The organism is Herbaspirillum lusitanum, from assembly GCF_026127345.1.
Taxonomy (GTDB): domain Bacteria; phylum Pseudomonadota; class Gammaproteobacteria; order Burkholderiales; family Burkholderiaceae_D; genus Herbaspirillum; species Herbaspirillum lusitanum.
The window spans coordinates 274,831-297,556 of the sequence record NZ_QXFG01000010.1; the positions used below are offsets into that span (position 1 = coordinate 274,831).

General features: G+C 61.8%; 22 protein-coding genes and 1 riboswitch. Of the genes, 14 read left to right on the forward strand and 8 right to left on the reverse strand.

From position 1 onward, the window contains the following. Window positions 1-16 precede the first annotated feature (16 nt). The 4 genes from DXT88_RS16070 (at window position 17) to DXT88_RS16085 (ending at window position 2,935) form a co-directional block, all read left to right on the forward strand. Window positions 17-223 carry a DUF3460 family protein gene (locus DXT88_RS16070; protein WP_016836435.1) on the forward strand — a complete coding sequence of 69 codons (207 nt, stop codon included), beginning with the start codon at window positions 17-19 and terminating at the stop codon, window positions 221-223. Between the two features lie 9 nt (window positions 224-232). Next, window positions 233-1,099: a segregation and condensation protein A gene (locus DXT88_RS16075; RefSeq protein WP_265214944.1), complete on the forward strand. Its 867-nt coding sequence runs from the start codon at window positions 233-235 to the stop codon at window positions 1,097-1,099. Window positions 1,100-1,196: 97 nt separating this feature from the next. Then, window positions 1,197-2,036, forward strand: a complete 840-nt coding sequence (gene panC / locus DXT88_RS16080; protein ID WP_016836433.1) for a pantoate--beta-alanine ligase — start codon at window positions 1,197-1,199, stop codon at window positions 2,034-2,036. Further along, complete coding sequence (locus DXT88_RS16085; RefSeq protein ID WP_265214945.1) at window positions 2,036-2,935, forward strand: cobalamin-binding protein; 900 nt, start codon at window positions 2,036-2,038, stop codon at window positions 2,933-2,935. Before panC ends, DXT88_RS16085 begins: the two co-directional genes overlap by 1 nt. A gap of 7 nt (window positions 2,936-2,942) precedes the next feature. Here the strand turns inward: DXT88_RS16085 and DXT88_RS16090 are convergent, their stop codons facing one another. From DXT88_RS16090 to DXT88_RS16100, 3 genes are read right to left on the reverse strand one after another with little or no spacing between them, the layout of a single operon-like run. Further along, window positions 2,943-3,713, reverse strand: coding sequence for an ABC transporter ATP-binding protein (locus DXT88_RS16090; RefSeq protein WP_265214946.1), 771 nt, complete (start codon window positions 3,711-3,713; stop codon window positions 2,943-2,945). Continuing rightward, complete coding sequence (locus DXT88_RS16095; protein ID WP_265214948.1) at window positions 3,710-4,693, reverse strand: FecCD family ABC transporter permease; 984 nt, start codon at window positions 4,691-4,693, stop codon at window positions 3,710-3,712. The genes DXT88_RS16090 and DXT88_RS16095 overlap by 4 nt, the downstream gene beginning before the upstream one ends. 17 nt (window positions 4,694-4,710) lie before the next feature. After that, window positions 4,711-6,639: a TonB-dependent receptor family protein gene (locus tag DXT88_RS16100; RefSeq protein ID WP_265214951.1), complete on the reverse strand. Its 1,929-nt coding sequence runs from the start codon at window positions 6,637-6,639 to the stop codon at window positions 4,711-4,713. A gap of 62 nt (window positions 6,640-6,701) precedes the next feature. Continuing rightward, a riboswitch (cobalamin riboswitch) is annotated at window positions 6,702-6,961 on the reverse strand. A gap of 413 nt (window positions 6,962-7,374) precedes the next feature. Between DXT88_RS16100 and DXT88_RS16105 the strand changes: the two genes are divergently transcribed. After that, complete coding sequence (locus tag DXT88_RS16105) at window positions 7,375-8,109, forward strand: protein phosphatase CheZ (RefSeq protein ID WP_265214953.1); 735 nt, start codon at window positions 7,375-7,377, stop codon at window positions 8,107-8,109. After that, the gene (locus DXT88_RS16110; RefSeq protein WP_265214955.1) at window positions 8,109-10,025 is read left to right on the forward strand and encodes a chemotaxis protein CheA; all 1,917 of its coding nucleotides are present in this window, start codon (window positions 8,109-8,111) and stop codon (window positions 10,023-10,025) included. Before DXT88_RS16105 ends, DXT88_RS16110 begins: the two co-directional genes overlap by 1 nt. A gap of 91 nt (window positions 10,026-10,116) precedes the next feature. Here DXT88_RS16110 and DXT88_RS16115 read toward each other — a convergent pair whose 3' ends face one another. Both DXT88_RS16115 and DXT88_RS16120 read right to left on the reverse strand, forming a co-directional pair. Further along, entirely contained in the window at window positions 10,117-11,445 is a 1,329-nt protein-coding gene (locus tag DXT88_RS16115; RefSeq protein WP_265214956.1) for a chloride channel protein, read from the reverse strand. Between the two features lie 51 nt (window positions 11,446-11,496). After that, window positions 11,497-12,438, reverse strand: a complete 942-nt coding sequence (locus tag DXT88_RS16120) for a CysB family HTH-type transcriptional regulator (RefSeq protein WP_265214957.1) — start codon at window positions 12,436-12,438, stop codon at window positions 11,497-11,499. Window positions 12,439-12,567: 129 nt separating this feature from the next. Here DXT88_RS16120 and DXT88_RS16125 point away from each other — a divergent pair, with 129 nt between their 5' ends. The 8 genes from DXT88_RS16125 (at window position 12,568) to DXT88_RS16160 (ending at window position 20,050) form a co-directional block, all read left to right on the forward strand. Continuing rightward, entirely contained in the window at window positions 12,568-13,341 is a 774-nt protein-coding gene (locus tag DXT88_RS16125; protein ID WP_265214959.1) for a sulfite exporter TauE/SafE family protein, read from the forward strand. Between the two features lie 65 nt (window positions 13,342-13,406). Beyond that, window positions 13,407-15,101 (forward strand): nitrite/sulfite reductase, encoded by a 1,695-nt coding sequence (locus DXT88_RS16130; RefSeq protein ID WP_016836422.1) that lies wholly within the window; start codon window positions 13,407-13,409, stop codon window positions 15,099-15,101. Beyond that, the gene (locus DXT88_RS16135; RefSeq protein WP_265214963.1) at window positions 15,094-15,630 is read left to right on the forward strand and encodes a DUF934 domain-containing protein; all 537 of its coding nucleotides are present in this window, start codon (window positions 15,094-15,096) and stop codon (window positions 15,628-15,630) included. Before DXT88_RS16130 ends, DXT88_RS16135 begins: the two co-directional genes overlap by 8 nt. 35 nt (window positions 15,631-15,665) lie before the next feature. Continuing rightward, window positions 15,666-16,400, forward strand: a complete 735-nt coding sequence (locus DXT88_RS16140; protein ID WP_265214965.1) for a phosphoadenylyl-sulfate reductase — start codon at window positions 15,666-15,668, stop codon at window positions 16,398-16,400. Window positions 16,401-16,511: 111 nt separating this feature from the next. Further along, window positions 16,512-17,447: a sulfate adenylyltransferase subunit CysD gene (gene cysD / locus DXT88_RS16145; RefSeq protein WP_265214967.1), complete on the forward strand. Its 936-nt coding sequence runs from the start codon at window positions 16,512-16,514 to the stop codon at window positions 17,445-17,447. After that, window positions 17,447-18,772: a sulfate adenylyltransferase subunit 1 gene (locus DXT88_RS16150; protein ID WP_265214969.1), complete on the forward strand. Its 1,326-nt coding sequence runs from the start codon at window positions 17,447-17,449 to the stop codon at window positions 18,770-18,772. The genes cysD and DXT88_RS16150 overlap by 1 nt, the downstream gene beginning before the upstream one ends. 101 nt (window positions 18,773-18,873) lie before the next feature. Then, window positions 18,874-19,638 (forward strand): uroporphyrinogen-III C-methyltransferase, encoded by a 765-nt coding sequence (gene cobA, locus DXT88_RS16155; protein ID WP_265214971.1) that lies wholly within the window; start codon window positions 18,874-18,876, stop codon window positions 19,636-19,638. 40 nt (window positions 19,639-19,678) lie between these two features. Beyond that, window positions 19,679-20,050 (forward strand): tRNA-binding protein, encoded by a 372-nt coding sequence (locus tag DXT88_RS16160; RefSeq protein WP_016836416.1) that lies wholly within the window; start codon window positions 19,679-19,681, stop codon window positions 20,048-20,050. A gap of 7 nt (window positions 20,051-20,057) precedes the next feature. On the opposite strand, the gene DXT88_RS16165 is transcribed toward DXT88_RS16160, so the two are convergent. From DXT88_RS16165 to lptF, 3 genes are read right to left on the reverse strand one after another with little or no spacing between them, the layout of a single operon-like run. Beyond that, window positions 20,058-20,429, reverse strand: coding sequence for a sirohydrochlorin chelatase (locus DXT88_RS16165; RefSeq protein WP_265214973.1), 372 nt, complete (start codon window positions 20,427-20,429; stop codon window positions 20,058-20,060). Between the two features lie 11 nt (window positions 20,430-20,440). Then, window positions 20,441-21,574, reverse strand: a complete 1,134-nt coding sequence (gene lptG, locus DXT88_RS16170; RefSeq protein WP_016836414.1) for an LPS export ABC transporter permease LptG — start codon at window positions 21,572-21,574, stop codon at window positions 20,441-20,443. After that, the gene (gene lptF, locus DXT88_RS16175; RefSeq protein ID WP_265214977.1) at window positions 21,574-22,701 is read right to left on the reverse strand and encodes an LPS export ABC transporter permease LptF; all 1,128 of its coding nucleotides are present in this window, start codon (window positions 22,699-22,701) and stop codon (window positions 21,574-21,576) included. Before lptF ends, lptG begins: the two co-directional genes overlap by 1 nt. Window positions 22,702-22,726: the final 25 nt, after the last annotated feature.

Here is a 22,726-nt window from a genome sequence, read left to right on the forward strand (position 1 = left end):
ATTCCCGGGATAAATCATGTTCTTCAGCAAACTTTTCACCTCGTACGAGTCGGAAGCCACCAAGTTCATCGCCGAGCTCAAGGCAAAGAATCCCAACCTCGAAGAAGAACAACGCGCCGGTCGCGCCCTGCTGTGGGACAAGACGCCGCTGGATCTGGACAAGACCGCGCGCGAGACCGAATCCCGCGTCAAGCAACAGTCCTACGTCTACCAAAATCACTAATTCGCCAGCATGATCGAAAACGCCGGGACTCCATCCTCCGACGCTGCCGAACTGACGCTGGAAGGCCAGCCGGACTCGACTCCCAACGTGGTCGACGGCGTCGCCTTTGCGAAGCTGTACGGCGAGCCGCTGTTCAAGCTGCCGACCGATCTGTACATTCCGCCGGACGCGCTGGAGGTTTTCCTGGAAGCGTTCCAGGGACCGCTGGATCTGCTGCTCTACCTGATCCGCAAACAGAACTTCAACATCCTCGACATCCCGATGGCGCAGGTCACCCTGCAATACCTGGAATACGTCGAACAAATCCGCAAGCACAACCTTGAGCTGGCCGCAGAATACCTGCTGATGGCGGCGATGCTGATCGAGATCAAATCGCGCATGCTGCTGCCGGTCAGGAAGGCCGACTCCGGCGAAGAAGCCGAAGATCCGCGCGCCGAGCTGGTGCGCCGCCTGCTCGAATACGAACAGATGAAACTGGCCGCGCAGGAGCTCGATTCGCTGCCGCAAGTCGGCCGCGACTATGTACGCACCCAGGTTCACATCGAACAAACCGTCGTCGTGCGCTGGCCCGAGGTAAACCTCGACGACCTGCAGGCGGTGTGGGCCGACATCATGCGCCGCGCCAAACTGACCGAACATCACCACATCAGCCGCGAAGAACTGTCGGTGCGCGAGCACATGACCGGCATCCTGCGCCGCCTGCGCTCGGCGCGCTTCGTCGAATTCGCCGAGCTGTTCGATCCGGCGCGCGGCGTGCCGGTGCTGGTGGTGAACTTCATCGCCCTGCTTGAGCTGGCCAAGGAAACCCTGATCGAAATCACCCAGGCCGAAGCCTTCGCGCCGATTTATGTGCGGCTGTCGTATTCTCCAAGCTGATCCACCCAGCTGAGTTGCCGGGCTGCCGAACCACCCTTCAGCCCGGTCGCTCCTTTAGAGCACAGTCCGCTTCCGCATCCATCCACGACACAACGCCATGAAAATCATCTCGTCCATCGAAGAACTGCGCGACCAGCTGCGCGGCCAATTGCGCACCGCCTTCGTCCCGACCATGGGCAACCTGCACGAAGGCCATTTGTCGCTGATGCGCCTGGCCCGCACCCACGGCGATCCGGTGGTGGCGTCGATTTTCGTCAACCGCCTGCAATTCGGACCGAACGAAGACTTCGACAAGTACCCGCGGACCTTCCAGGCCGACATCGACAAGCTGGAGAAGGAAGGCGTCTACGTCCTGTTCGCACCGACGGAAAGAGATCTCTATCCCGAGCCGCAGGAATACCGCGTGCAGCCGCCGGATGACCTCGGCAATATCCTCGAAGGCGAATTCCGTCCCGGCTTTTTCACCGGCGTGACCACCGTCGTGCTCAAGCTGTTCTCCTGTGTGCAGCCGCGCGTGGCGGTGTTCGGCAAGAAGGATTACCAGCAGCTCATGATCGTGCGCAACATGGCGCGCCAGTTTGCGCTGCCGACCGAAATCATCGCCGCCGAAACCTGGCGCGCCGACGACGGCCTGGCGCTGTCTTCGCGCAACGGCTACCTGTCGGCCGATGAGCGCACCGAAGCGCCCGAGTTGTACAAGGTGCTCAACCAGGTCGCCGACGAAGTGCGCAGCGGCCACTTGGACATCTCCAAACTGGAACGCAAGGCCATGGATGCGCTGGCGCAGCGCGGTTGGCAGCCAGATTACATCTCGATCCGCAAGCGCAACGACTTGCAACCGCCGTCCGCCGGCGATCTGGCGCAGGGCGAACAACTGGTCGTGGTCGCCGCCGCCAAACTCGGCAAGACGCGCCTGATCGACAATCTCGAAGTCTGATGCGCCACCGGCTGACGCCGCTGCGGTCCGCCCTGCCGGCGGTGCTTGTGTTGCTTTGTGCAGGCAACGCCGCCGCAAGCATCACCGTCACCGATGATTTCGGCAACGACATCCGCCTCGACAAACCCGCGCGCCGCATCGTCAGCCTGTCGCCGCACACCACCGAATTGCTCTACGCCGCCGGCGCCGGACCGTATGTCATCGGCGTGAGCAACTACAGCAACTATCCTCCGGCCGCGTTGCAAGTGGCCTCGGTCGGCCGCATCAGCGCGGTCGACATCGAAAAAATCCTCACCCTCAAACCCGACCTGATCCTGGCCTGGCGCAGCGGCAATTCGGCCTCGCAGTTGCAGCAGCTGCGCTCATTCGGCTTGCCCGTGTTCGAAAGCCAGCCGGCCGATTACGCGACGATTGCGACGTCGCTGGAACGGCTGGGCGCGCTCAGCGGCACCGAGGAGCAAGGCCGCAAAGCCGCCGCCGATTTCCGCGCGCGCTGGCAAGCGCTGAGCCGCAGCTATCGCGACCGCAAGCCGGTCAACGTGTTCTATCAGATCTGGGGACGCCCGCTGATGACGCTCAACGGCAAGCACATGGTGTCGACGGTGCTGCGCACCTGCGGCGGCAACAATATCTTCGGCGACCTGCCGCAGCTGGCGCCGCACGTCAGCCTGGAGTCGGTGATCGCCGCCAATCCGGAGGCCATCCTCGCACCCGACGACGCCAAGGATCACCCGCTGGATGAATGGCGCCAGTTCGGCAAGATGAAGGCGGTGGCCGCCGGCAACCTGTTCACGGTCAACGCCGACTGGCTGAACCGGCCGGGGCCGCGTGTGCTGGATGCGACCGAAGAAGTCTGCAAGATTCTCGACACGGTGCGTTCGCGCCGCCCGCCCGGATAGCAAGCCGTCAGACCGGCATCAGCCATTTCCCGGCAGCAGTTTCCACCATCTCGAAACGACAGCCGTAGGCCGCTTCCAGCAGATCCGGACGCAGGATATCCGCGGCCCTGCCCTGCCAGACTTTCCCCTCTGCGATCAACAGCACGTGCGATGCAAAACGCGTCGCCAGATTGATGTCGTGCATGGTGGCGACGACGGCGTGATCGTCGTCCGCCAGTTCTTTCAGCGTGCGCATCACCAGTTGCTGAGCGGCGACGTCCTGATGTGAAGCCGGTTCGTCCAGCAGATAGAGTTGCGGCGCCTGCAGCATCAGCGTCGCCGTCGCCACGCGCTGGCGCTCGCCTCCCGACAGGCGCATTACGTCTGCATCGGCGTAAGACGCCATGTCCAGACGTTGGAGTGCATGCAATGCCGCGCGCCGATCGGCTTCATCGGGCCACCCCCAGCCAGGACGATACGGATGCAAACCCGCCATCACGCTGTCCAGCACGCTGCAGGGAAACGCGTCCAGCTGTTGCTGCGCCTGCAGGCCGCGCCACAAGGCCAGTTGCTGCGGTGTCGCGTGCTTGATGTCGCCCTCCGGAGAAAGGACGCGACCGGACGTCGGCGACAACAGACCGGCAACGGCATGCAGCAAGGTGCTTTTGCCGATGCCGTTTTTCCCGAGCACGCACCAGAATTCTCCGGCGCGTACTTGCCAGTCGAAGTTCTCCAGCAAACTGGCGGCGCCGGCGCGTAGCGTCAGCGCCTCCACTTGCAATAGCAAAGCCGCCGTCATGCGCGACTCCGCGCCAGCAGCCACAGGAACAGCGGCACGCCGGTCAGCGCCGTGATGACGCCGACCGGCAATTGCATCGGCGCGACGACGGTGCGCGCCGCCAGATCGGCCAGCGTCAAGCCGGCGCCTCCGGCCAGCGCCGCAGCCGGCAGCAACACGCGCTGGTCGTTGCCGACCAGCAGGCGCAAACCGTGCGGCACCACCAGGCCGACGAAGCCGATGGTGCCGGCCAGCGTCACCGCAGCGGCGGTCGCCAGCGACGCCGCGCACAAGGTCGCCACGCGCAGGCGCACCACCGGCACGCCCAGCAGCTGCGCAAAACTTTCACCGCGCGCCAGCAGGTTCAGGCGCGGCGCATTCCATATCGACCACAGCAGGACTGCGCCGGCGATGGCGGCGGCCAACGGCAGGAAGCGGCTGTCTTCGAGATCGCCCATGAGCCAGAACACCATGCCGCGCAATTGCGTATCTCCCGCCAGCGTCAGCACCAGCGTGATCACGGCGCCGAAGCCTGCGGCCAGCATCACGCCGGTCAGCAGCAAACGATGCCCGGCCGCCATCGGCGACAACGGCAAACGCCGCAGCGATTTTCCGACCAGGCCGAACAGCAGCAGCACCGCCAGGCCCGCGCCCAAGGCGGCGCCGACGGCGGCAATGTTCTGGCGCGGCAGACCGATCGACGCCGCCAGCAGCATCGCCAGCAAGGCGCCCGCCGCAGAGCCGCCGGAGACGCCGAGCACATAAGGTTCAGCCAAGGGATTGCGCAGCAGCACCTGCATCAGCGCGCCCCCCATCGCCAGCAAGGCGCCGACGGTGAATGCCGTCAATGCGCGCGGCACGCGCAATTGCAGCAGCATGGCGATATCGGCTGGATCGCCGCCAGGGCGCAGGCAGCCGGTGCTGCCGCACAGACCCGCCAGCACGAGCGCCAGCCCGGCCACTACGGCCAGGCAGGAAAGCAGCAAGATCGCTCTGCGCATGAAGTCCTTGAGGTGATTTAAAAGTCGTAACGGGCGGTGAATTTTACTGCACGGCCGCGTTCGGGATAGATGCCCGACGCGCAGCCGAAGGCTTGCGAGAAATAATGCCGGTCACCCAGGTTGCTGCCCGTCAGCGCCAGTTCCCATGCGCTCACTCGCACCGCATAGCGCGCATCAACCGTGGTGTATGAGGGCATGCGCGCATTGCAGGTGTTGCTGAAGTCGCTGCCGTAGCGCTGTGCATCGGCCCACTGCACGCCAAGATTGACCGTTTGAATACCGGACTGCCAGTTCAGCCGCGCCGAAGCGGTGTTCTTCGGCACCAGCACCATTTCCTTGCCGGCGTTCGGACCGCCCGTGAAGGTGGCTGCAATATGCTGGAAATTCGCCTTGAGGCTGAAGTCAGCGTTCAGGCGCGCAGTGGCTTCAAGTTCGACGCCCTGCCGTTTGGTCGGATCGAGATTGACGTTGGCGCCGAACGCGCCGACGGTGGGATCGTAGAACAATTCATCCTTGATGCGATGACGAAACCACCTGAGCGTGGCGTTGTTGTCGGCGCCGCCCCAGGTCGCACCGAACTCCAGGTCATGCGAGGTCTGTGGCTTGAGGATTTCTCCTGCCGCCAGCACGATGCCGCGATTTTCGTCGGCAGTCGGCAGGCGATAGCTTTGGCCCGCCTTGCCGAACAGGCGCAATGACGGGACCACCGCATGGCTGACCTGCAGATCCCATGCATTGACGCCCTGCGCCTTGTCATAGGCGCTGGCGGTGCTGCGCTTGTCCATCACTTCGTGACGCAGGCCCAGCGCGATACGGGTATTGCCGGCGATCTGCACTTCATCGCGCACGTACGCGGCGCGTGCAGTCTGCGCCGCGTCGCCGCTGCCGTCGACATTGCCGATTTGCCATTCAGAGAAATCAATGCCGGCCACCAGTTCGTTCTTCAGCACGGTGCCTTCTGTGAGATGACGCAAGCGCGGCGAAAATTGCGTGGTGCGGCTGTGCACTTCGCTGACTGTGCCGCCGCCGTAGCTGGCGCGCGAGATTTTTTCGCGATGCGACAGTTCGGCGGCAGCTTCCAGCGCGCCGAACTTTCGCTCGAAGAAGGCGGTAATGCGGTCGCTGTCATACGAACCGTAGTCTTTCGGGCTGGTGGTCTGGCGTGGATTGGCGAGGAATTGCGCCATGCTCAGCGAACCGGCCAGGCCGTAGTCGGCGCGCGCCAGATCGACCCGCAGGCCGAACCGACCTTCATTGGAAAACCACTGCGCCGTGCCGCTGAAATTCTCCTGATTGGAAGCATTGTTGTCGCGATAATTGTCGGCGTGCTGCTTGCTATACGCCGCATTCAATGCGAAGCCGTCCCAGCCTTTGGCGACACTGGCGCGACCGCTGCGCAAACCGTAATTGCCTACCTCGCCGACCACGCTGCCATGAACCGCGTCCGCAGCCGGACGTTTGGTGATGATCTGGATGGTGCCGCCGGTGGCGCCGTCGCCATACAGCACACTGCTGCCGCCGCGCACGATTTCAATGCGCTCGACGGAATCGATCGGCACCGATGACAGCAAGGCGGTCGACAATTCGTTTTCAGACAGACGCACGCCATTGATCAAGATCACCATGTTCTGATCTCCGTTGCTGCCGAAGCCGCGCATGTCGAGCGCGAAGTCGCCCGGACCTGCCAGGCTCTGGCGACCGTACACGCCGCCCAGTTTGCGAATTGCCTCGTTGACATTGTCGATGCCGGCGTTGCGGATGTCTTCTGCACCGATCACGGTCGCGCCCACGGGTGGAAACGCCGGGTCGTTCGGAAAGCGCGAGGCGGTCACGAGGACCGGAGTGAGGTTTTGATCGCCGGCGGCTTGTGCCGCGGAGCAGGCAAGCGGAAAGGCAACGAAAGCGCAGGCAATCGCGGTGCGGCGGGATGGAACGGTGAATGTCATGATGTTCGTTTGCAATGATCTCCGCGCCTGCCTCCCCGCAAGCCGGATTGAAATGGAAAGCTACGCCTTCCCCTGTCGTGGCCGGTATCCGGGCTACAAGCGGACCCGCCGCGCCTTCCCATGACGCGTCGCAAACAAGCTGCGCAGCGATCACAGTGGCGAGGTCGGCAGGTTGCCGTTCCGACAAGAAACGACGCTTGCTTACCGTTGCGGGGGCAGCGCACGTTGGCGGACGTACAGACTTGCGAGACGACCGCGCCGTGCTTCCCGTTTAACTGCCGGCACGAGCATGCCGGCGAGCACCAAAACGGCGCAATTGTATGCGCCAACGCCACAAGCGGCAATCGTCCGTGACAAACGAAGCGGGCTTGCATTATGATTGCCCGAAGATCAACAGGATCGCCATAACGCCATTTAAATGGGGAATTTTCATCGCTTTTTAGCCGATGGAGCCGCTTGACAGGGACTTATAATCCATTCAACAAATAGCGGAAGTCCGTCTCTGCCGGGACACACTCCGGAGGATCAGGCAAAAACAGGGGCAAGCTCTCTACAGATTTTTTATTTGTTGCCGATATGCAATGGATATCCGGCGGCCGCTGCCGCGCACTTACAGCAACAGGAGCTTCCTATCACTGAACCATCTCGTCGAACCTTGTAATTCAGTTGTGACAGATTACCTGCCTCGCGGCGGAAGCAAATAACGCATCAAATTTGTATGGAGATACCAAGATCATGAGTGACGACGTTGATTTAGAGGCACTATTCGATGAGATTTCGGCGCAAACCCTGCCGGCTTCGGTTGCAGCAGCTGCACCGGCAGCTCCGGCCCCCTCGGGCGCAACCGAAGATCCGCTCGAAGACCAGTCCGACAAACCCATGTACGAACGTCTGGGCGGCATCGTCCGTCTGCTGCACGATTCCATGCGCGAACTCGGCTACGACCGCTCGCTGTCGGATGTCGCTTCGCAGATCGGCGACGCCCAGGGGCGCTTGGAGCACGTTGCCACGCTGACCGAACAAGCCGCCAACAAGGTGCTCAATTCGATCGACGCCGGCATGCCGGCCCAGGACGCCCTCGCCAGCAAAGCCAAGGACATCGATGACCGCTGGGCGCGCCTGTTCGCCGGCCAGATGAACATCGACGAATTCAAGAACCTGGCCAACGATTCCAAGAAATTCTCTTCCGCCGTCATCGAAGCCACCGAGGTCGAAAAGGCCCGCATGCTCGAAATCATGATGGCGCAGGACTTCCAGGACATCACCGGCCAGTTGATCAAGAAGATCGTCGGCATCACCGCCATCGCGGAACGTGAGCTCGCGCAGCTGCTGCGCGACAACGCACCGCCGGAAGTCAAGGCGGCGATCGGGGCCGACAAACCGGTAGAGTTGTTGAACGGACCTTCTGCTCCCGGCTCGGCCATGGCGCAGAATGATGTGGATGACTTACTCGCTAACCTGGGGTTCTAATGGATGATGAAATGCTCAAGGATTTTGTCGTTGAGGCCTTGGACCTCGCGACTAGCGTTGAAGAGCATCTACTGACTCTTGAACGGCATCCTGACGATCTGGAAATTCTGAACGCGGTTTTCCGCGCCTTCCACACCATCAAGGGCGGTGCGGGTTTCGTCAATTTGCCGGCCATGGTATCGGCCTGTCACTTGACGGAAAACCTGTTCGACGCGCTGCGCACCGGTAAGGCATCCGTCACGCCGCTGGCGATCGAAGCGGCGCTGCAAGCCAGCGGCTTCGTCGCCGACCAGCTCAATGAGCTGGCCAACGGCGCCGATCCGGCCAGCCTGGCGTCGATGCCGCAGGACCTTGAAGACATTCTGACGCAAGCGATTGAAGGCAATGCAGCGGCGCCGGCAGCGGCTGCATCTGCGGCCATTGCTGCCACGCCTGCTGCGGGTGCTGCGGGTGCTGCGGGTGCGCCGGCTGCCGGCGCGGCGCCTTCCGCCAACGTCGGCGCCAGCGTGCTCGGCGCTGATGGCTCGCTCGACTGGAACGCCTTGTATCAGGCTGTTTCCGGCGGTACCGGCGAGGTAGCGCCAATTGCTGCCGCACCTGTTCAAGCTGCGCCTGCGGAAGCGGAAAGCAGCTCCGGCCATCCGAAGTCGCTGCCGTCCGCGACGCCGACGCCGAAGCCGGCTGCGGCCCCCGTGCAAGCACGTCGCGCCACTGACAATCAGCCCGGCAACGCCAAGGAAGAAAGCATCCGTATCGATGCCGGCAAGCTCGATGCGCTGCTGGAAGTTGCCGGCGAATCGGTGCAGGCCGCCAACCAGGCCGCCGTACTGCTGGAAAAATTGCAACAGTTCAAGTTCGAAGGCACCGCCGCTTCGCTGATGTCGACGCTGGCCGAAACCCTCGGGCGCGCGTCGCGCTATTCCAGCGAACTGCAACGCGCCACGCTGTCGACACGCATGCAACCGGTCGGCCGCCTGTTCCAGAAATTCCCGCGTCTGGTACGCGAACTTGCCAAGGACCTGGGCAAGGACGTCGACCTGGCGATTTCCGGCGCCGAAACCGAAGTCGACCGTGTGGTCGTGGACAGCCTCTACGATCCGCTGGTCCACATGCTGCGCAACTCGCTCGACCACGGCATCGAAACCGATCGCGGCGCCGCCGGCAAACCGAACAAGGCAACCATTTCGCTCAAGGCATGGCAAGAAGCCAGCAGCGTCATGATTGAAATCTTCGACGACGGCAAGGGCATGGATCCCGATTTCCTGCGCAAGAAGGCAATCGGCAAGGGACTCATCGGCGAACACGAAGCGCAAAGCCACGACGAAGCGCTGCAACTGGTGTTCCTGCCGGGCTTCTCGACCAAGGAAGTGGCGTCAAGCGTGTCCGGCCGCGGCGTCGGCATGGACGTGGTGAAGACGGCGGTGGAAAAACACCGCGGCACCATCCGCATCGATTCGACGCTGGGCGTCGGTACGCGTTTCTCGATCCGTCTGCCGATCGAATTGTCGATCATCCCGACCATGCTGGTGCGCACCGCCGGTGCAGCGCTGGCCTTGCCGATGGCGGTGGTGGAACGCGTGGTGGAATTGCCGGCCGAGTTCGACGAAGTCGGCGGCGCGCCGGTGTTGCGCGATCAAGGTCGTCCATTGCCGGTGCACTCGCTGGCCGGCGTACTTGGCTATGAACCGGGCAACGAACGTGTCGGTATCGTCATGGCGGTACCGCACCCCTACATCCTCAGCGTCGGCGCCGTAGAAGGCACTGCCGATCTGGTGATCAAACCGTTGACCGCGATCCAGACCAATGGCATTACCGGTACTGCACGCTCTGCTGAAGGTGAACTGGTGCTGGTGGTCGGCCTCTCCTTCCTGCTGGAAGGCTGCCGTTCCGCTGCCAAGGCCGTCGCACAAGTCTGAGCAGAAAACCGGAAAGAAAAAATGAAAAAAGCTGAGGCCGTTCGCGGTCTCAGCTTTTTTTACGCCATGCGGTAACGCTATCGGACACGACTCAATGATGCTGCGGCGCCGGTGCATAACGTTCCGACAGCGCCTCATACAGCGGCGGCGCAAAGAAACGGGAGACGCGACTGGCCAGCAAGGCCGTCGCCATCAATGAAATCACCAGCGCATGCCCGTTGATCATCTCCATCACGATCACGAAGGCGGTGATCGGCGATTGCGTCACCGCCGCCAGGTAACCCACCATCGCCAGGGCGATCAGCATCGACAGCGAGGTGTGTTCGAACACCATGTGCAGCAAATTGCCAAAGCCGGCGCCGATCGACAGCGACGGTGCGAAGATGCCGCCCGGAATCCCCGGCAGGTAAGAGCCCACCATCGAGGCCATCTTGGCCACGGGATACCACGCCGACAACTGCGTCTGACCGCTCAGTAAACCCTTGGCTTCGGCATAGCCGCTGCCGAAAGTCACGCCGCCCGCGCATACGCCGACGATCGCCACGACCAGGCCGCACAATGCGCCGAACACCACTGGACGCTCGGCACGCAAGGTGCGCAACGGCGCCGGAATCCACTTGTGGGTATTGAGCAGCAGCCAGCAAAAGATACCACCGGCCACGCCCATCAGGATGCCACTGACGACGACCGCAACGATCAATTCACGCGCGCTGTCATTGCCGGCATTGATGGTGCCGAAATAGGTGTAGTTGCCGTTCAGGCCGAGTGCGACGATGCCGGCGAAGATGATGGTGGTGATGACGATACCGCTGGCGCGCTGCTCGAAGCTGCGCGACAGTTCTTCGATCGCGAAGACGATGCCGGCCAGCGGTGTGTTGAAGGCGGCCGACAAACCGGCTGCGGCGCCGGCCAGGATAAGGCGTCGTTCGAGGATGGCGCTGGGACGCGGATAGAAACGCCGCATGTTGTACATCAGCGCGGCGCCGACATGCACCGTCGGTCCTTCGCGGCCGATGGTGAAGCCGCCCAGAATGCCGAGGAAGGAGATGCCGATCTTGCCGCCGAGGATTTTCAGCGTCAGCAACGCGGGCGCACGAGAGGGACGCGGAGTTCCGCGATCGTTCTCCTCTGCCAGAGAGGCAATCACCTGGGGAATCCCGCTACCCTCCGCCCCCGGAAAAAAACGGCGCGTCAACCACACGCACAGGGCGCTCATGGCCGGCGTAAGGATCAGCGGCAGCCAAACGTGATCGCGCTGCATGGCGCTGAACATCTCAAAACCGAAATCGATCAGCCAGGCGTACATCACCGCCACCAGGCCCACCAGCACGGCGCCCAGCCACAGAATCCCGTATTGCAGCCACAGCCGGCGCGCCCGGCGGAGAGTATGGCCATGCAGGCCGGCAAGCATCGACATCATTGCTTCAGTTCCGATTATTCAGATAGTTGGATCCAGCTGCCCGCGGGCAAGTCAGAGTTCGTACATGTCCTTCTCGCCTTCCATGACCTGCCCGATCAACTTGCGGTTGAGCGTCGGCGCCAGCAATTCGATGAAGGTATAGACATAGCTGCGCAAGTAGGCGCCCTGCTTGAGCGCCACGCGGGAGACGTTGGTGCCGAACAGATGGCCGGCCGGGAGCGAACGCAGGCCGCGGTCGCGGTCGGCATCGAAGGCCATGCCTGCGATGATGCCCACGCCCATGCCCAGCTCGACGTAGGTCTTGATGACGTCGGCGTCGATGGCTTCAAGCACGATATCCGGTTTCAGGTCGCGCAGCGAGAACGCGTGGTCGATCTTGCTGCGGCCGCTGAAGGCGGCGTCGTAAGTGATCAGCGGATAGCCGGCGATTTCTTCCAGCGACAGGTTTTTGGATTTCAGCAAGGGGTGCTCGGGCGGCACCACCATCACATGTTCCCATTGATAACATGGCAAAGAGACAAGTCCTTCGCCCGAAGCCAGCGCTTCGGTGGCGATGGCAATGTCGGCCTGGTCGTTGCGCACCATTTCGGTAATCTGCTTGGGATTGCCTTGCAGCAATGACAACCTGACCTTGGGATACTTTTGCGTGAAGGCCTGCACCACCTTCGGCAGCGAATAGCGCGCCTGGGTGTGCGTGGTGGCGATGGTGAAGCTGCCGCTGTCGTGGGCGGCGAACTCCTTGCCGATGCGCTTGAGGCCGTCGACTTCCTGCATGATCAGCTCGACCGAGCGCAACACCGCGCGGCCCGGCTCGGTCAGTCCGCGGATGCGTTTGCCATGACGGGTAAAGATGTCGACGCCGAGTTCTTCTTCCAGCTCGATGATCGCTTTCGAGACGCCGGGTTGCGAGGTGAACAACGCTTTGGCGGCTTCAGTCAGATTGTAGTTTTGCCTGACCGCTTCCCTGACGAAGCGGAACTGATGCAGATTCATGGACTGTCCTTCGATATGCTCAGCAAATGAATTTGTATATGCCGAATGTGCATATAAGCAAATAAATAGTATGTAGTTTGGTTTGAGGCCTAAGTTTATTACGATTCGACCTGTTATAGACGAGGTGTTATGACTGTTTCTTATGTAGTCAGCGGATTTGCTGTCGGTGTGCTGGTCGGATTGACCGGTGTCGGCGGCGGCTCGCTGATGACTCCCTTACTGACGCTGCTGTTCGGCATCCACCCCAGCGTGGCGGTCGGCACCGACCTGGCCTTTGCTTCGGCGACGAAGACGGCCGGCACGTTCGCGCATCGCTTCAAGGGTACCGTACGCTGGGATATCGTGCGCCGTCTGTGCTACGGCGCCCTGCCCGCGGCGATTGTCACGACGCTGCTGCTCAAGCATTTCGGCGCAGTCAGCGACGGCATCAGCCTCGTCATCCGTTATTCCATCGCTATCTCCGTTTTCCTCACGGTGATCGCTTTGCTGTTTAAGAGTAAACTTCAGGATTGGTTGAATGCCCATCCCGAGCGCCAGCTGCAAGGCCTCAAGCTGACGCGGGCGACCATTCTGGCAGGCGCCGTGCTGGGTGCGCTGGTGACGATCTCTTCGATCGGCGCCGGTGCGGTCGGGGCCACGCTGCTGGTGCTGTTGTACCCGCGTCTGTCGCCCGCGGAAGTCGCCGGCACCGACATCGCTTATGCGGTGCCGTTGACGGCGATTGCGGCGTTCGGTCACTGGTGGCTGGGTTCAATCGACTGGAGCCTGCTCGGCGCGTTGCTGCTGGGTTCGGTGCCGGGCATCACCATCGGCTCCCTCGCCGCGCGTGCGGTGCCGGAGAAATTTCTGCGTGGCCTGCTGGCGATTACGCTGACGAGCGTTGCCTTGAAGCTGATTTGGTAGGCTGTTTTTTTATCACATGAAGTCTCCATGAAAGACTTCTGCAAGACGTTAACAGGGATGACAAGATGTACCGTTATGACCAATACGATCACCTGATCGTCAAAGAGCGCGTTGCCCAGTACCGCGACCAGGTCCGCCGCCGCCTTTCCGATGAACTGATCGAGGACGAATTCCGCATCCTGCGCCTGCAGAACGGCCTGTACCTGCAGCGCCATGCCTACATGCTGCGCATCGCGGTTCCCTACGGTCTGCTGGCATCGCGCCAGGTCCGCATGTTTGCCCACATCGCGCGCAAATACGATCGTGGCTACGGTCACTTCACCACGCGCCAGAACATCCAGTTCAACTGGATCAAGCTGGAAGAATCGCCGGACATCCTGGCTGAACTGGCCACGGTCGAAATGCACGCCATCCAGACTTCCGGCAACTGCATCCGCAACACCACCTCGGACGAACTGGCCGGCGTTGCCGCCGACGAGATCGTGGATCCGCGTCCCTACGCAGAACTGATCCGCGAGTGGAGCACCTTCCACCCCGAGTTCGCTTACCTGCCGCGCAAGTTCAAGATCGCCATCAGCGGTTCCGAGCAGGACCGCGCTGCGACCGCCGTGCATGACATCGGCCTGCATGTGATCAAGAACGACGCCGGCGAAGTCGGTTTCCGCGTGCTGGTCGGCGGCGGCATGGGCCGTACGCCCATCCTCGGCAGCCAGATCCGCGACTTCCTGCCATGGAAGCACGCGATGTCTTACCTGGAAGCGATCCTGCGCGTGTACAACCAGTACGGCCGCCGCGACAACATCTACAAGGCGCGCATCAAGATCCTGGTCAAGGCCATCGGCCCTGAAGAGTTCGCGCGCCAGGTTGAAGCCGAATGGCAGGACATCAAGGACGGCCCGTCGACGCTGACCGAAGAAGAACTGCAGCGCGTGGCGAACTACTTCACCGAGCCTGCGTATGAAACCCTGCCGGCTACCGACGCCGAATACGAACGCCTGAAGGCCGAAGACAAGGGCTTCGCCAACTGGATCAAGCGCAACGTCAAGGAACACAAAGTGCCCGGCTATGCAGCCGCGATCCTGTCGCTGAAGAAAACCGGCGTGCCGCCGGGCGACATCACCGCCGACCAGCTCGACTTCGTCGCCGACCTGGCCGACCGTTACAGCTTCTCCGAATTGCGCGTCACGCACGAGCAGAACCTGGTGCTGGCCGACGTCAAGAAAAGCGAACTGTACGCGCTGTGGAAAGAAGCCAGGGCGCACGGCCTGGCGACGCCGAACATCGGCCTGCTGACCGATATCATCTGCTGCCCCGGCGGCGACTTCTGCTCGCTGGCCAACGCCAAGTCGATCCCGATCGCACAAGCCATCGCGGAACGCTTCGACAACATCGACTTCCAGCATGACATCGGCGACATCGAACTGAATATCTCGGGTTGCATCAACGCCTGCGGCCACCACCATGTCGGCAACATCGGCATCCTGGGCGTCGACAAGGACGGCGCCGAGTGGTATCAGGTGTCGCTGGGCGGCGCGCAAGGCAATACCTCCAGCATCGGCAAGATCATCGGCCCGTCGTTCTCGGCGCACCAGATGCCGACCGTGATCGACCGCCTGTTGCAGGTGTATGTCAAACAACGCATCGAAGACGAACGCTTCATCGACACCGTGCGCCGCATCGGCGTCACGCCGTTCAAGGACTTCGTCTATGCAAGCCCGATCAAAGCAGGTCATGTAACCGGAGAAGACGTCTGTGCCTAATACCGCCCACATCATCAAGGACAAAGTCGTCATCAGCGATGACTGGACCGTACTGCGCCTGAACGAAGGTGAAACACCGGAAGGCGTCGCCGTCCCGGAAGGCAAGATCATCGTGCCGCTGAAGGTATGGCAGGCGCAACGCGGCAACTTGCAAGGCCGCCCGGAACTCGGCGTCTGGTTCGCCAGCGACGAGCGTCCGGAAGCGTTGAAGGACGATCTGCAACCATTCAAGGTCATCGCCGTGGACTTCCCCAAGTTCGCCGACGGCCGCGGCTATTCGATCGCCTACAATCTGCGCGCCCGCCTCGGCTACACCGGCGAACTGCGCGCCATCGGCGACGTGCTGCGCGACCAGCTGTTCTACATGCAGCGCGTCGGCTTCAACGCCTTCGCCGTGCGCGCCGACAAGAACATCCACGATGCATTGAAGGGCCTGACCGATTTTTCGGAAAAGTACCAGACCTCGTGGGATGAGAAGAACCCGCTGTTCCGTCGCGCCAAACGCGAGACGGTCGTCACCCGCGATTAAGCATCGTCACGATCAGGGGAAAAGGAAGTAACGCCATGTCCGAACAAGCTTTGCAAGCGCTCATCGAAGCTACCCGCGCCACGCTGGAAAAGATCGCCGCCGACTACACGCCTGCCGTGTTCGCCTCCAGCATGGCGGCGGAGGACATGGTGCTGACTGACCTCATCCTGCGCGGCAAGCTGCAGGACAAGATCGGCATCTTCACGCTGGAAACCGGCCGTCTGCACAAAGAGACGCTGGGCATGCTCGATCGCATCAAGGAAACCTACGATTACGACGTCACGCCGTATCGCCCGGAACCTGCCGCCGTCGAACAATACGTTGCGCAGAACGGCCTCAACGCCTTCTACGACAGCGTCGACATGCGCAAGGAATGCTGCCGCATCCGCAAGATCGAGCCGCTCAACCGTGCGCTGGCCGGCAACAAATCCTGGATCACCGGCCAACGCCGCGCACAGTCGGTCACGCGCGCCACGCTCGACGTGCAGGAAGACGATCCGGCGCACGGCATGGCCAAGTTCAATCCGCTGGCCGACTGGTCGGAAGAAGACGTCTGGCAATACATCCGCGACAACCAAGTGCCGTACAACCCGCTGCACGACCAGGGCTATCCCTCGATCGGTTGCGAGCCCTGTACCCGCCCCATCGAGCCGGGAGAAGACGTGCGCGCCGGCCGCTGGTGGTGGGAAAACCCCGACTCCAAGGAGTGCGGCCTGCATGTGGTGGACGGCAAGCTGATCCGCATCAAATCGCAGACCGCGCCGGCCTGATTTCTCTGCAACAAACACCATGCCGATGCACGGCATTGCCGGCATCGCCGTACTCGATATTCCGATATTCCGATATCCGTTTTACATCCGACTTGAACCAAAGGTCATCGCATGAACACAGCAGTTGAACAACTCTTCCTGGACAACGCCAGCAGCCGTCACCTCGACTGGCTGGAATCCGAAGCCATCCATATCATGCGCGAAGTCGCGGCCGAGTGCAGCAACCCGGCCCTGCTGTTCTCGGGCGGCAAGGATTCCGTGGTGCTGCTGCGCATCGCCGAGAAGGCGTTCCGTCCGGGCAAGTTCCCGTTCCCGCTGGTGCACATCGATACCGGCCACAACTTCCCGGAAGTGATTTCCTTCCGCGATCAGCGCGCCGCCGAACTCGGCGAAAAGCTGGTGGTGCGTTCGGTGGAAGACTCGATCAAGCGCGGCACCGTGCGCCTGCGCAACCCACTGACCGATTCGCGCAATGCGGCGCAAGCCGTGACGCTGCTGGAAACGATCGCCGAATTCAAGTTCGACGCCTGCATCGGCGGCGCCCGTCGCGATGAAGAAAAGGCGCGCGCCAAGGAACGCATCTTTTCCTTCCGCGACGAGTTCGGCCAATGGAATCCGAAAGCGCAACGCCCCGAACTCTGGGACCTGTACAACACCCGCGTGCATCCGGGCGAAAACATGCGCGTGTTCCCGATCTCCAACTGGACCGAACTCGACGTCTGGCAATACATCGCCCGCGAAAAGCTGGCGCTGCCGCCGATCTATTTTGCGCATGAACGCCAGGTGATTCCGCGCAACGGCCTGCTGGTGCCGCTGACCGACCTGACGCCGGCCAAGGACGGCGAAACCGTCGAGAACCGCGTGGTGCGCTTCCGCACCGTGGGCGACATTTCATGCACCTGCCCGGTGGCCTCCGATGCGACTACCGTGGACGCCATCATCGCCGAAACCGCCGTCACGCAAATTACCGAACGCGGCGCGACGCGCATGGATGACCAGACCTCCGAAGCGTCGATGGAAAAACGTAAAAAAGAAGGATATTTCTGATGAATGCCGCTGTTGCCGAAAAAGACCTCAACGTAACTTCGCACGAACGCGGCCTGCTGCGCTTCATCACCGCCGGTTCGGTGGATGATGGCAAGAGCACGCTGATCGGCCGCCTGCTGTTCGATAGCAAGGGCATCTTCGCCGACCAGCTCGACGCCATGTCGCGCGCCAAGCACAAGCGCACCGTGGGCGACACCATCGATTTGTCCTTGCTCACCGACGGCCTCGAAGCCGAGCGCGAGCAAGGCATCACCATCGACGTGGCGTATCGCTACTTCGCCACGCCGAAGCGCAAGTTCATCATCGCCGACACGCCGGGCCACGAGCAATACACTCGCAACATGGTGACCGGCGCCTCGACTGCCGACGCGGTGATCATCCTGATCGACGTGTCCAAAGTCAAGCTTGGCGACGACGGCAGCGTGGAATTGCTGACGCAGACCAAGCGCCACTCGACCATCGCCCACCTGCTGCAAATCCAGCACATCGTGGTCGCGGTCAACAAGATGGATCTGGTCGATTACGACCAGACCGTGTACGACCGCATCGTCGGCGCGTATCAGGAATTCGCGGCGCAGCTGGGCCTGAAGGACGTGCGTCCGATCCCGTTGTCGGCGCTGGCCGGCGACAACGTCGTGACCGCCAGCGAGAAGCTGTCGTGGTACAAGGGCCCGACGCTGATCGCGCTGCTGGAGTCGCTGTCGGTATACGAAGATGCTCACGAAGAACCGTTCCGTTTCCCGGTGCAATTGGTGGCGCGCCACAACGGCCACGAAGCCAACGACTTCCGCGGCTACATGGGCCGCATCGAAGCCGGCAAGGTGAGCAAGGGCGACAAGCTGCTGGTGCAGCCAAGCGGCCAAAGCGCCACCGTCAAGGACATCCTGACGCTGGACGGTTCGCTGCATTCTGCCGCGGCCGGCCAGTCGGTGACGATCCTGCTGGACGAATACCTGGACATTTCGCGCGGCGACATGCTGGCATCCGCCGAGCAGGCGCCGACGCAGCTCAAGACCATCGACGCCGACCTGTGCTGGCTGTCCGAAGATGCGCTCGACCCGCGCCGCAAATACTGGCTCAAGCACACCACCAAACAGGTGGCGGCGCGCGTGACGAAGATCGACACCTTGCTCGACATCAACACGCAGCAACGCCATCCGGCCGAGTCGCTCAAGTTGAACGACATCGCCCGCGTGTCGATCAATGTCCAGCAAGCCATTGCAGTGGATGGCTACGATGCGATCCGTGCTACCGGCGCTTTCATCCTGATCGACGAAGTCACGCACCAGACCGTTGCCGCTGGCATGATCCGCCTGGATGCCTGATAATCGCTGCTGTGCCGTTTCGCCCGCATGAAATAATCCAAGCGGGCTGAAACGCACGGCAGCCGGCATCAGCCGGGTTGCGATCTTTTTCATTTCTTCGTATGAGCCCAGCCAATCTGCCGCCGTCCTCTGCTTCCTCTGCTTCCGCCACGGATGCCGCGCCCACCGCGGGCAAGGTCTATCTTATCGGTGCCGGTCCCGGCGCAGCCGACCTCATTACCGTACGCGGCGCGCGTCTTCTTGCCCGGGCCGACGTCGTCTTGCACGATGCGCTGGTCACCGAAGAAATGCTGGAACTGTGCCCGCAAGCCGTCAAGATCTCGGTCGGCAAACGCAGCGGCCAACGTTCCACCGCCCAGCAAGTCATCAATGAACGCCTGATCGAATGCGCGCACCAATATCGTCTTGTCGTGCGTCTGAAAGGCGGCGACCCGATGCTGTTCGGCCGCGCCGATGAAGAATTGCGCGCGCTCGACAGCCAGAACATTCCCTACGAAATCGTTCCCGGCATCACCGCTGCGCTGGCGGCGGCGTCATCGGCGCAGCGGCCCCTGACCAAGCGCGGCATCGCCCGCAGCGTCTCGCTGTTCACTTCCAGCACCGCGCCCGACGAACCCAGCGAATTCATCATGCCCAACGGCGACACGCTGGTGCAATACATGGGTGGCCGCGAAGCCGCCGCGACGGCGCAACGTCTGCTGTCGCTCGGCTATGCGCGCACGACGCCGGTGGTGGTGGTGGAAAATTGCAGCCGCGACAACGAGCGCATCCTCGATCTCGAACTCGGCACGCTGGAACAAGGCCTGGCCCAGTGCAGCGGCCCGGTGCTCGTCATGATCGGCGAAGCGCTGGCAAGCCGTGACTGATCATCGTCTGTCTATGTCTGTCTATTTCTGAGCACACTCCATGCACCTGCTACACGACCCCGGCGCACCGGCAGCGGCGCCGATCACTTTCGACGATTTTCTCAAGGTGGATATCCGCATCGGCACCATCATCTCCGCCGAGGCCTTCCCTGAAGCCCGCAAACCGGCCTACAAGCTGAAAATCGACCTTGGCCCGACCATCGGCATCAAGCAGAGCAGTGCGCAGATCACGGCGCTCTACCGGCTGGATGAGCTGGTGGGGAAACAGGTAGCGGCGGTGGTCAATTTTCCACCGCGTCAGATCGGCAAATTCATGTCGGAAGTGCTGACGCTGGGATTCCCCGATGCACAGGGGGAAGTGGTGTTGTTCGCGCCGGATCGGGCTACGCCGAACGGCGGACGCTTATTCTGAAGCGGCGTTATTTACCAGAGCTGCTGATGCAGTATTGCGACAGCGCCTGCAGCACGCCGTCGTCTTCACCGGCCGCTGCGGCCACCTGAAAATTCACGCCGGGATGATCCCGGCGCAACTGGTCAATCAATACCGGCAAATCGCGCCGGACATGTCCGCCCTGCCCCAAAAATACCGGCACGATCGTGACCTGCTGCGCGCCGTCGGCGATCTGTTGCGCCGCCAGTTGCGGCAGGTCCGGCGTCATCAATTCCAGGAAAGCCAACTCCACCGCCACGTCCGGCAGGTTCGCCTGCGTCATTGCACGCAAGCGTTTGAACGGTTCGGCCCAGTTGGGATCACGCGCGCCATGCGCGAAGAGGATCAGCGATTTCTTCATGATGTGATGACCTAGCGCCGCTCGACCCAGCGCAGGGCGACCAGCGCCATGAGCATGAACAGCGTGCTCGGCAATGCCGCGGTGACCAGCGCCGGCCAGGTGTTGAGCAAGCCCAGATGCGAGAACAGGTTGTTGATCAGCTGGAAGCTGACGCCGATCATGATGCCGGTAAATATCTTCAGGCTGACGCCGCCGGTACGGAAATGCAGATAGGCGAACGGCAGCGCCAGCCCCATCATCACGAAGATCGACAATGGGTAGACGATCTTCTTCCAGAACGCAATCTCATAGCGCTCGGTGCGCTGGTTGTTGGCTTCCAGATGCTTGGTGTAGGCACGCAGATCGTAGGCCGACATGCGATCCGGATCGGCGAACAGCACCGACAGGATTTCCGGCGTGACTTCGGAAACGAAATTGACGGTCTTGATCTTCTCGGTGCTGATCGGCGCAGTGATCGCGCTGACCTTCTTATCGACGATGAACGTGGTCTTCTGTACGTCGGACAGTTGCCAGGTGTGGTTGCCCTGGTAATCGCCGTGCGCAGCCACGATCAGGTCGGAGAGATGGAAGTCCTTGTCCAGCTCGTAAATCTTCACGCCTTCCAGGCCGCCGTCGGTCTGGATGCGCTGGATGTTGAGGAAGCGCGTACCGATCACGTCGCCTTCCAGCCCATTGCTCTTGATGACGTCCTTGGCCCACAAGCCGGAACGGAACTGCTGCGACAGCGAGGAGCCCTGCGCCTGCAGCTTGATCTTCTCGCCCAGCTCGGTGGCTTTGGGCGCCACCAGTTCGCCGAACAGGATGGTGACGATGGCAAAGCCGAGGCCGATCTTGGCCAGCGCCTTGGCGGTCATGCGCGTCGACATGCTGGACACGCGCATGATGGTGAATTCAGAACTCGCGGCGAACTGCGCCAGCGCGTAAATGGTGCCGATCAGCACGGCGATCGGCATCAGCTCATACACGTTGCCGGGCAAACCCATGATCACGTAGAGCACGGCGTTCTGCAATTGATAGCCGTTGCGGCCGACTGCTTCCAGCTGCCCCATCATTTCAAAAAAGGCGAACAGCGCGAGGAAGGCCGCCAGCGCGAAGGCAACCGAACGAACGATCTCGGTGGTGATGTAACGTTGCAGGACTCTCATCAGGCTTGCCGTTTCAAGAAAAGCGCACGCCGTACGCGAGACCACATGACTGCGGGATGATAGTGGCTGTTGACCTTCAGCCGCAGGAAGAACAGGCCGATCACCAGCAAGGCCACCACCAGATGTACCGGCCACCAGGCCAGCAGGAACGAGGTGCGGTTCTGGATCACGGATGATTGCATCACGCTGACCGTGTTGCTGTACACGACGAACAGCAGCAACGCGACCAGCAAGCCCATCGAACGGCCGACACGCGGATTGACGAAGGACAGCGGAATCGCCAGCAGCATCAGGGTCGAGGCCATCAGCGGCAAGGCCATGCGCCACAGCAGCTCACCGCGGGTGAACTGGGTGTCCTGCGCTAGCAAGTCCCAGGTCTGCAGCGCGCGCGCCGACTTGTCGCCGGCGGCGGCTTGCGACTGTCCGCCCACCAGCAAGCCGTAGCGTTCGAATTCGACCATCTGGAAATCGGGTTGGGTGGGCATGCCGTCGTAACGGCGGCCCTTGTTCATGACGACGAATTTTTCGCCGTCCTTGTCGACTTCCATTTCGCCTTCCTTGGCGACCACGATACTGTTCTTGCCGTCGCGAAAAGTGTTGACGAAGACGTTCTTGACCTTGTTGGCGTCACCGGAAATGCCTTCGACGAAGAAGATGCGGTTGGCGGTGGCGGACTCCTGGAACTTGCCGGGAGAGACACGCGCGATGTCTTCGCGCTTTTCAAAGCGCTCGCGGAATTGCGCGCTTTGCTGGTTGGCCCAAGGGGTGGCGACGAAACTCAACACCGCGGTCAGGAGGATGATCGGCCAGCCGAAGCGCAGCACCGGCCTGATCCAACGCGTCAGGCTCAGGCCCGATGCGAACCACACCACCATTTCGGAATCCTGATAGCTGCGCGTGACCACCAGCAGTACAGAGATGAAACCGGTCAGGATCAGGATCACCGGCATGTAGTTCAGCGCCTGGAAACCGATCAGCGCGAGCACGTCCTGCGAGCTCACCTGCCCACCGGCTGCCTGACCGAGAATCTTGATCAGCATCACGGTGAGGGTGATTGTAAATAGCGTTGTGAACACTGCGCCGGCGGTGCTCATCAATTCGCGTCGAAGAGCGCGCTCAAAAATCATTCGGGGCTTATAATCGCAGAGGTAG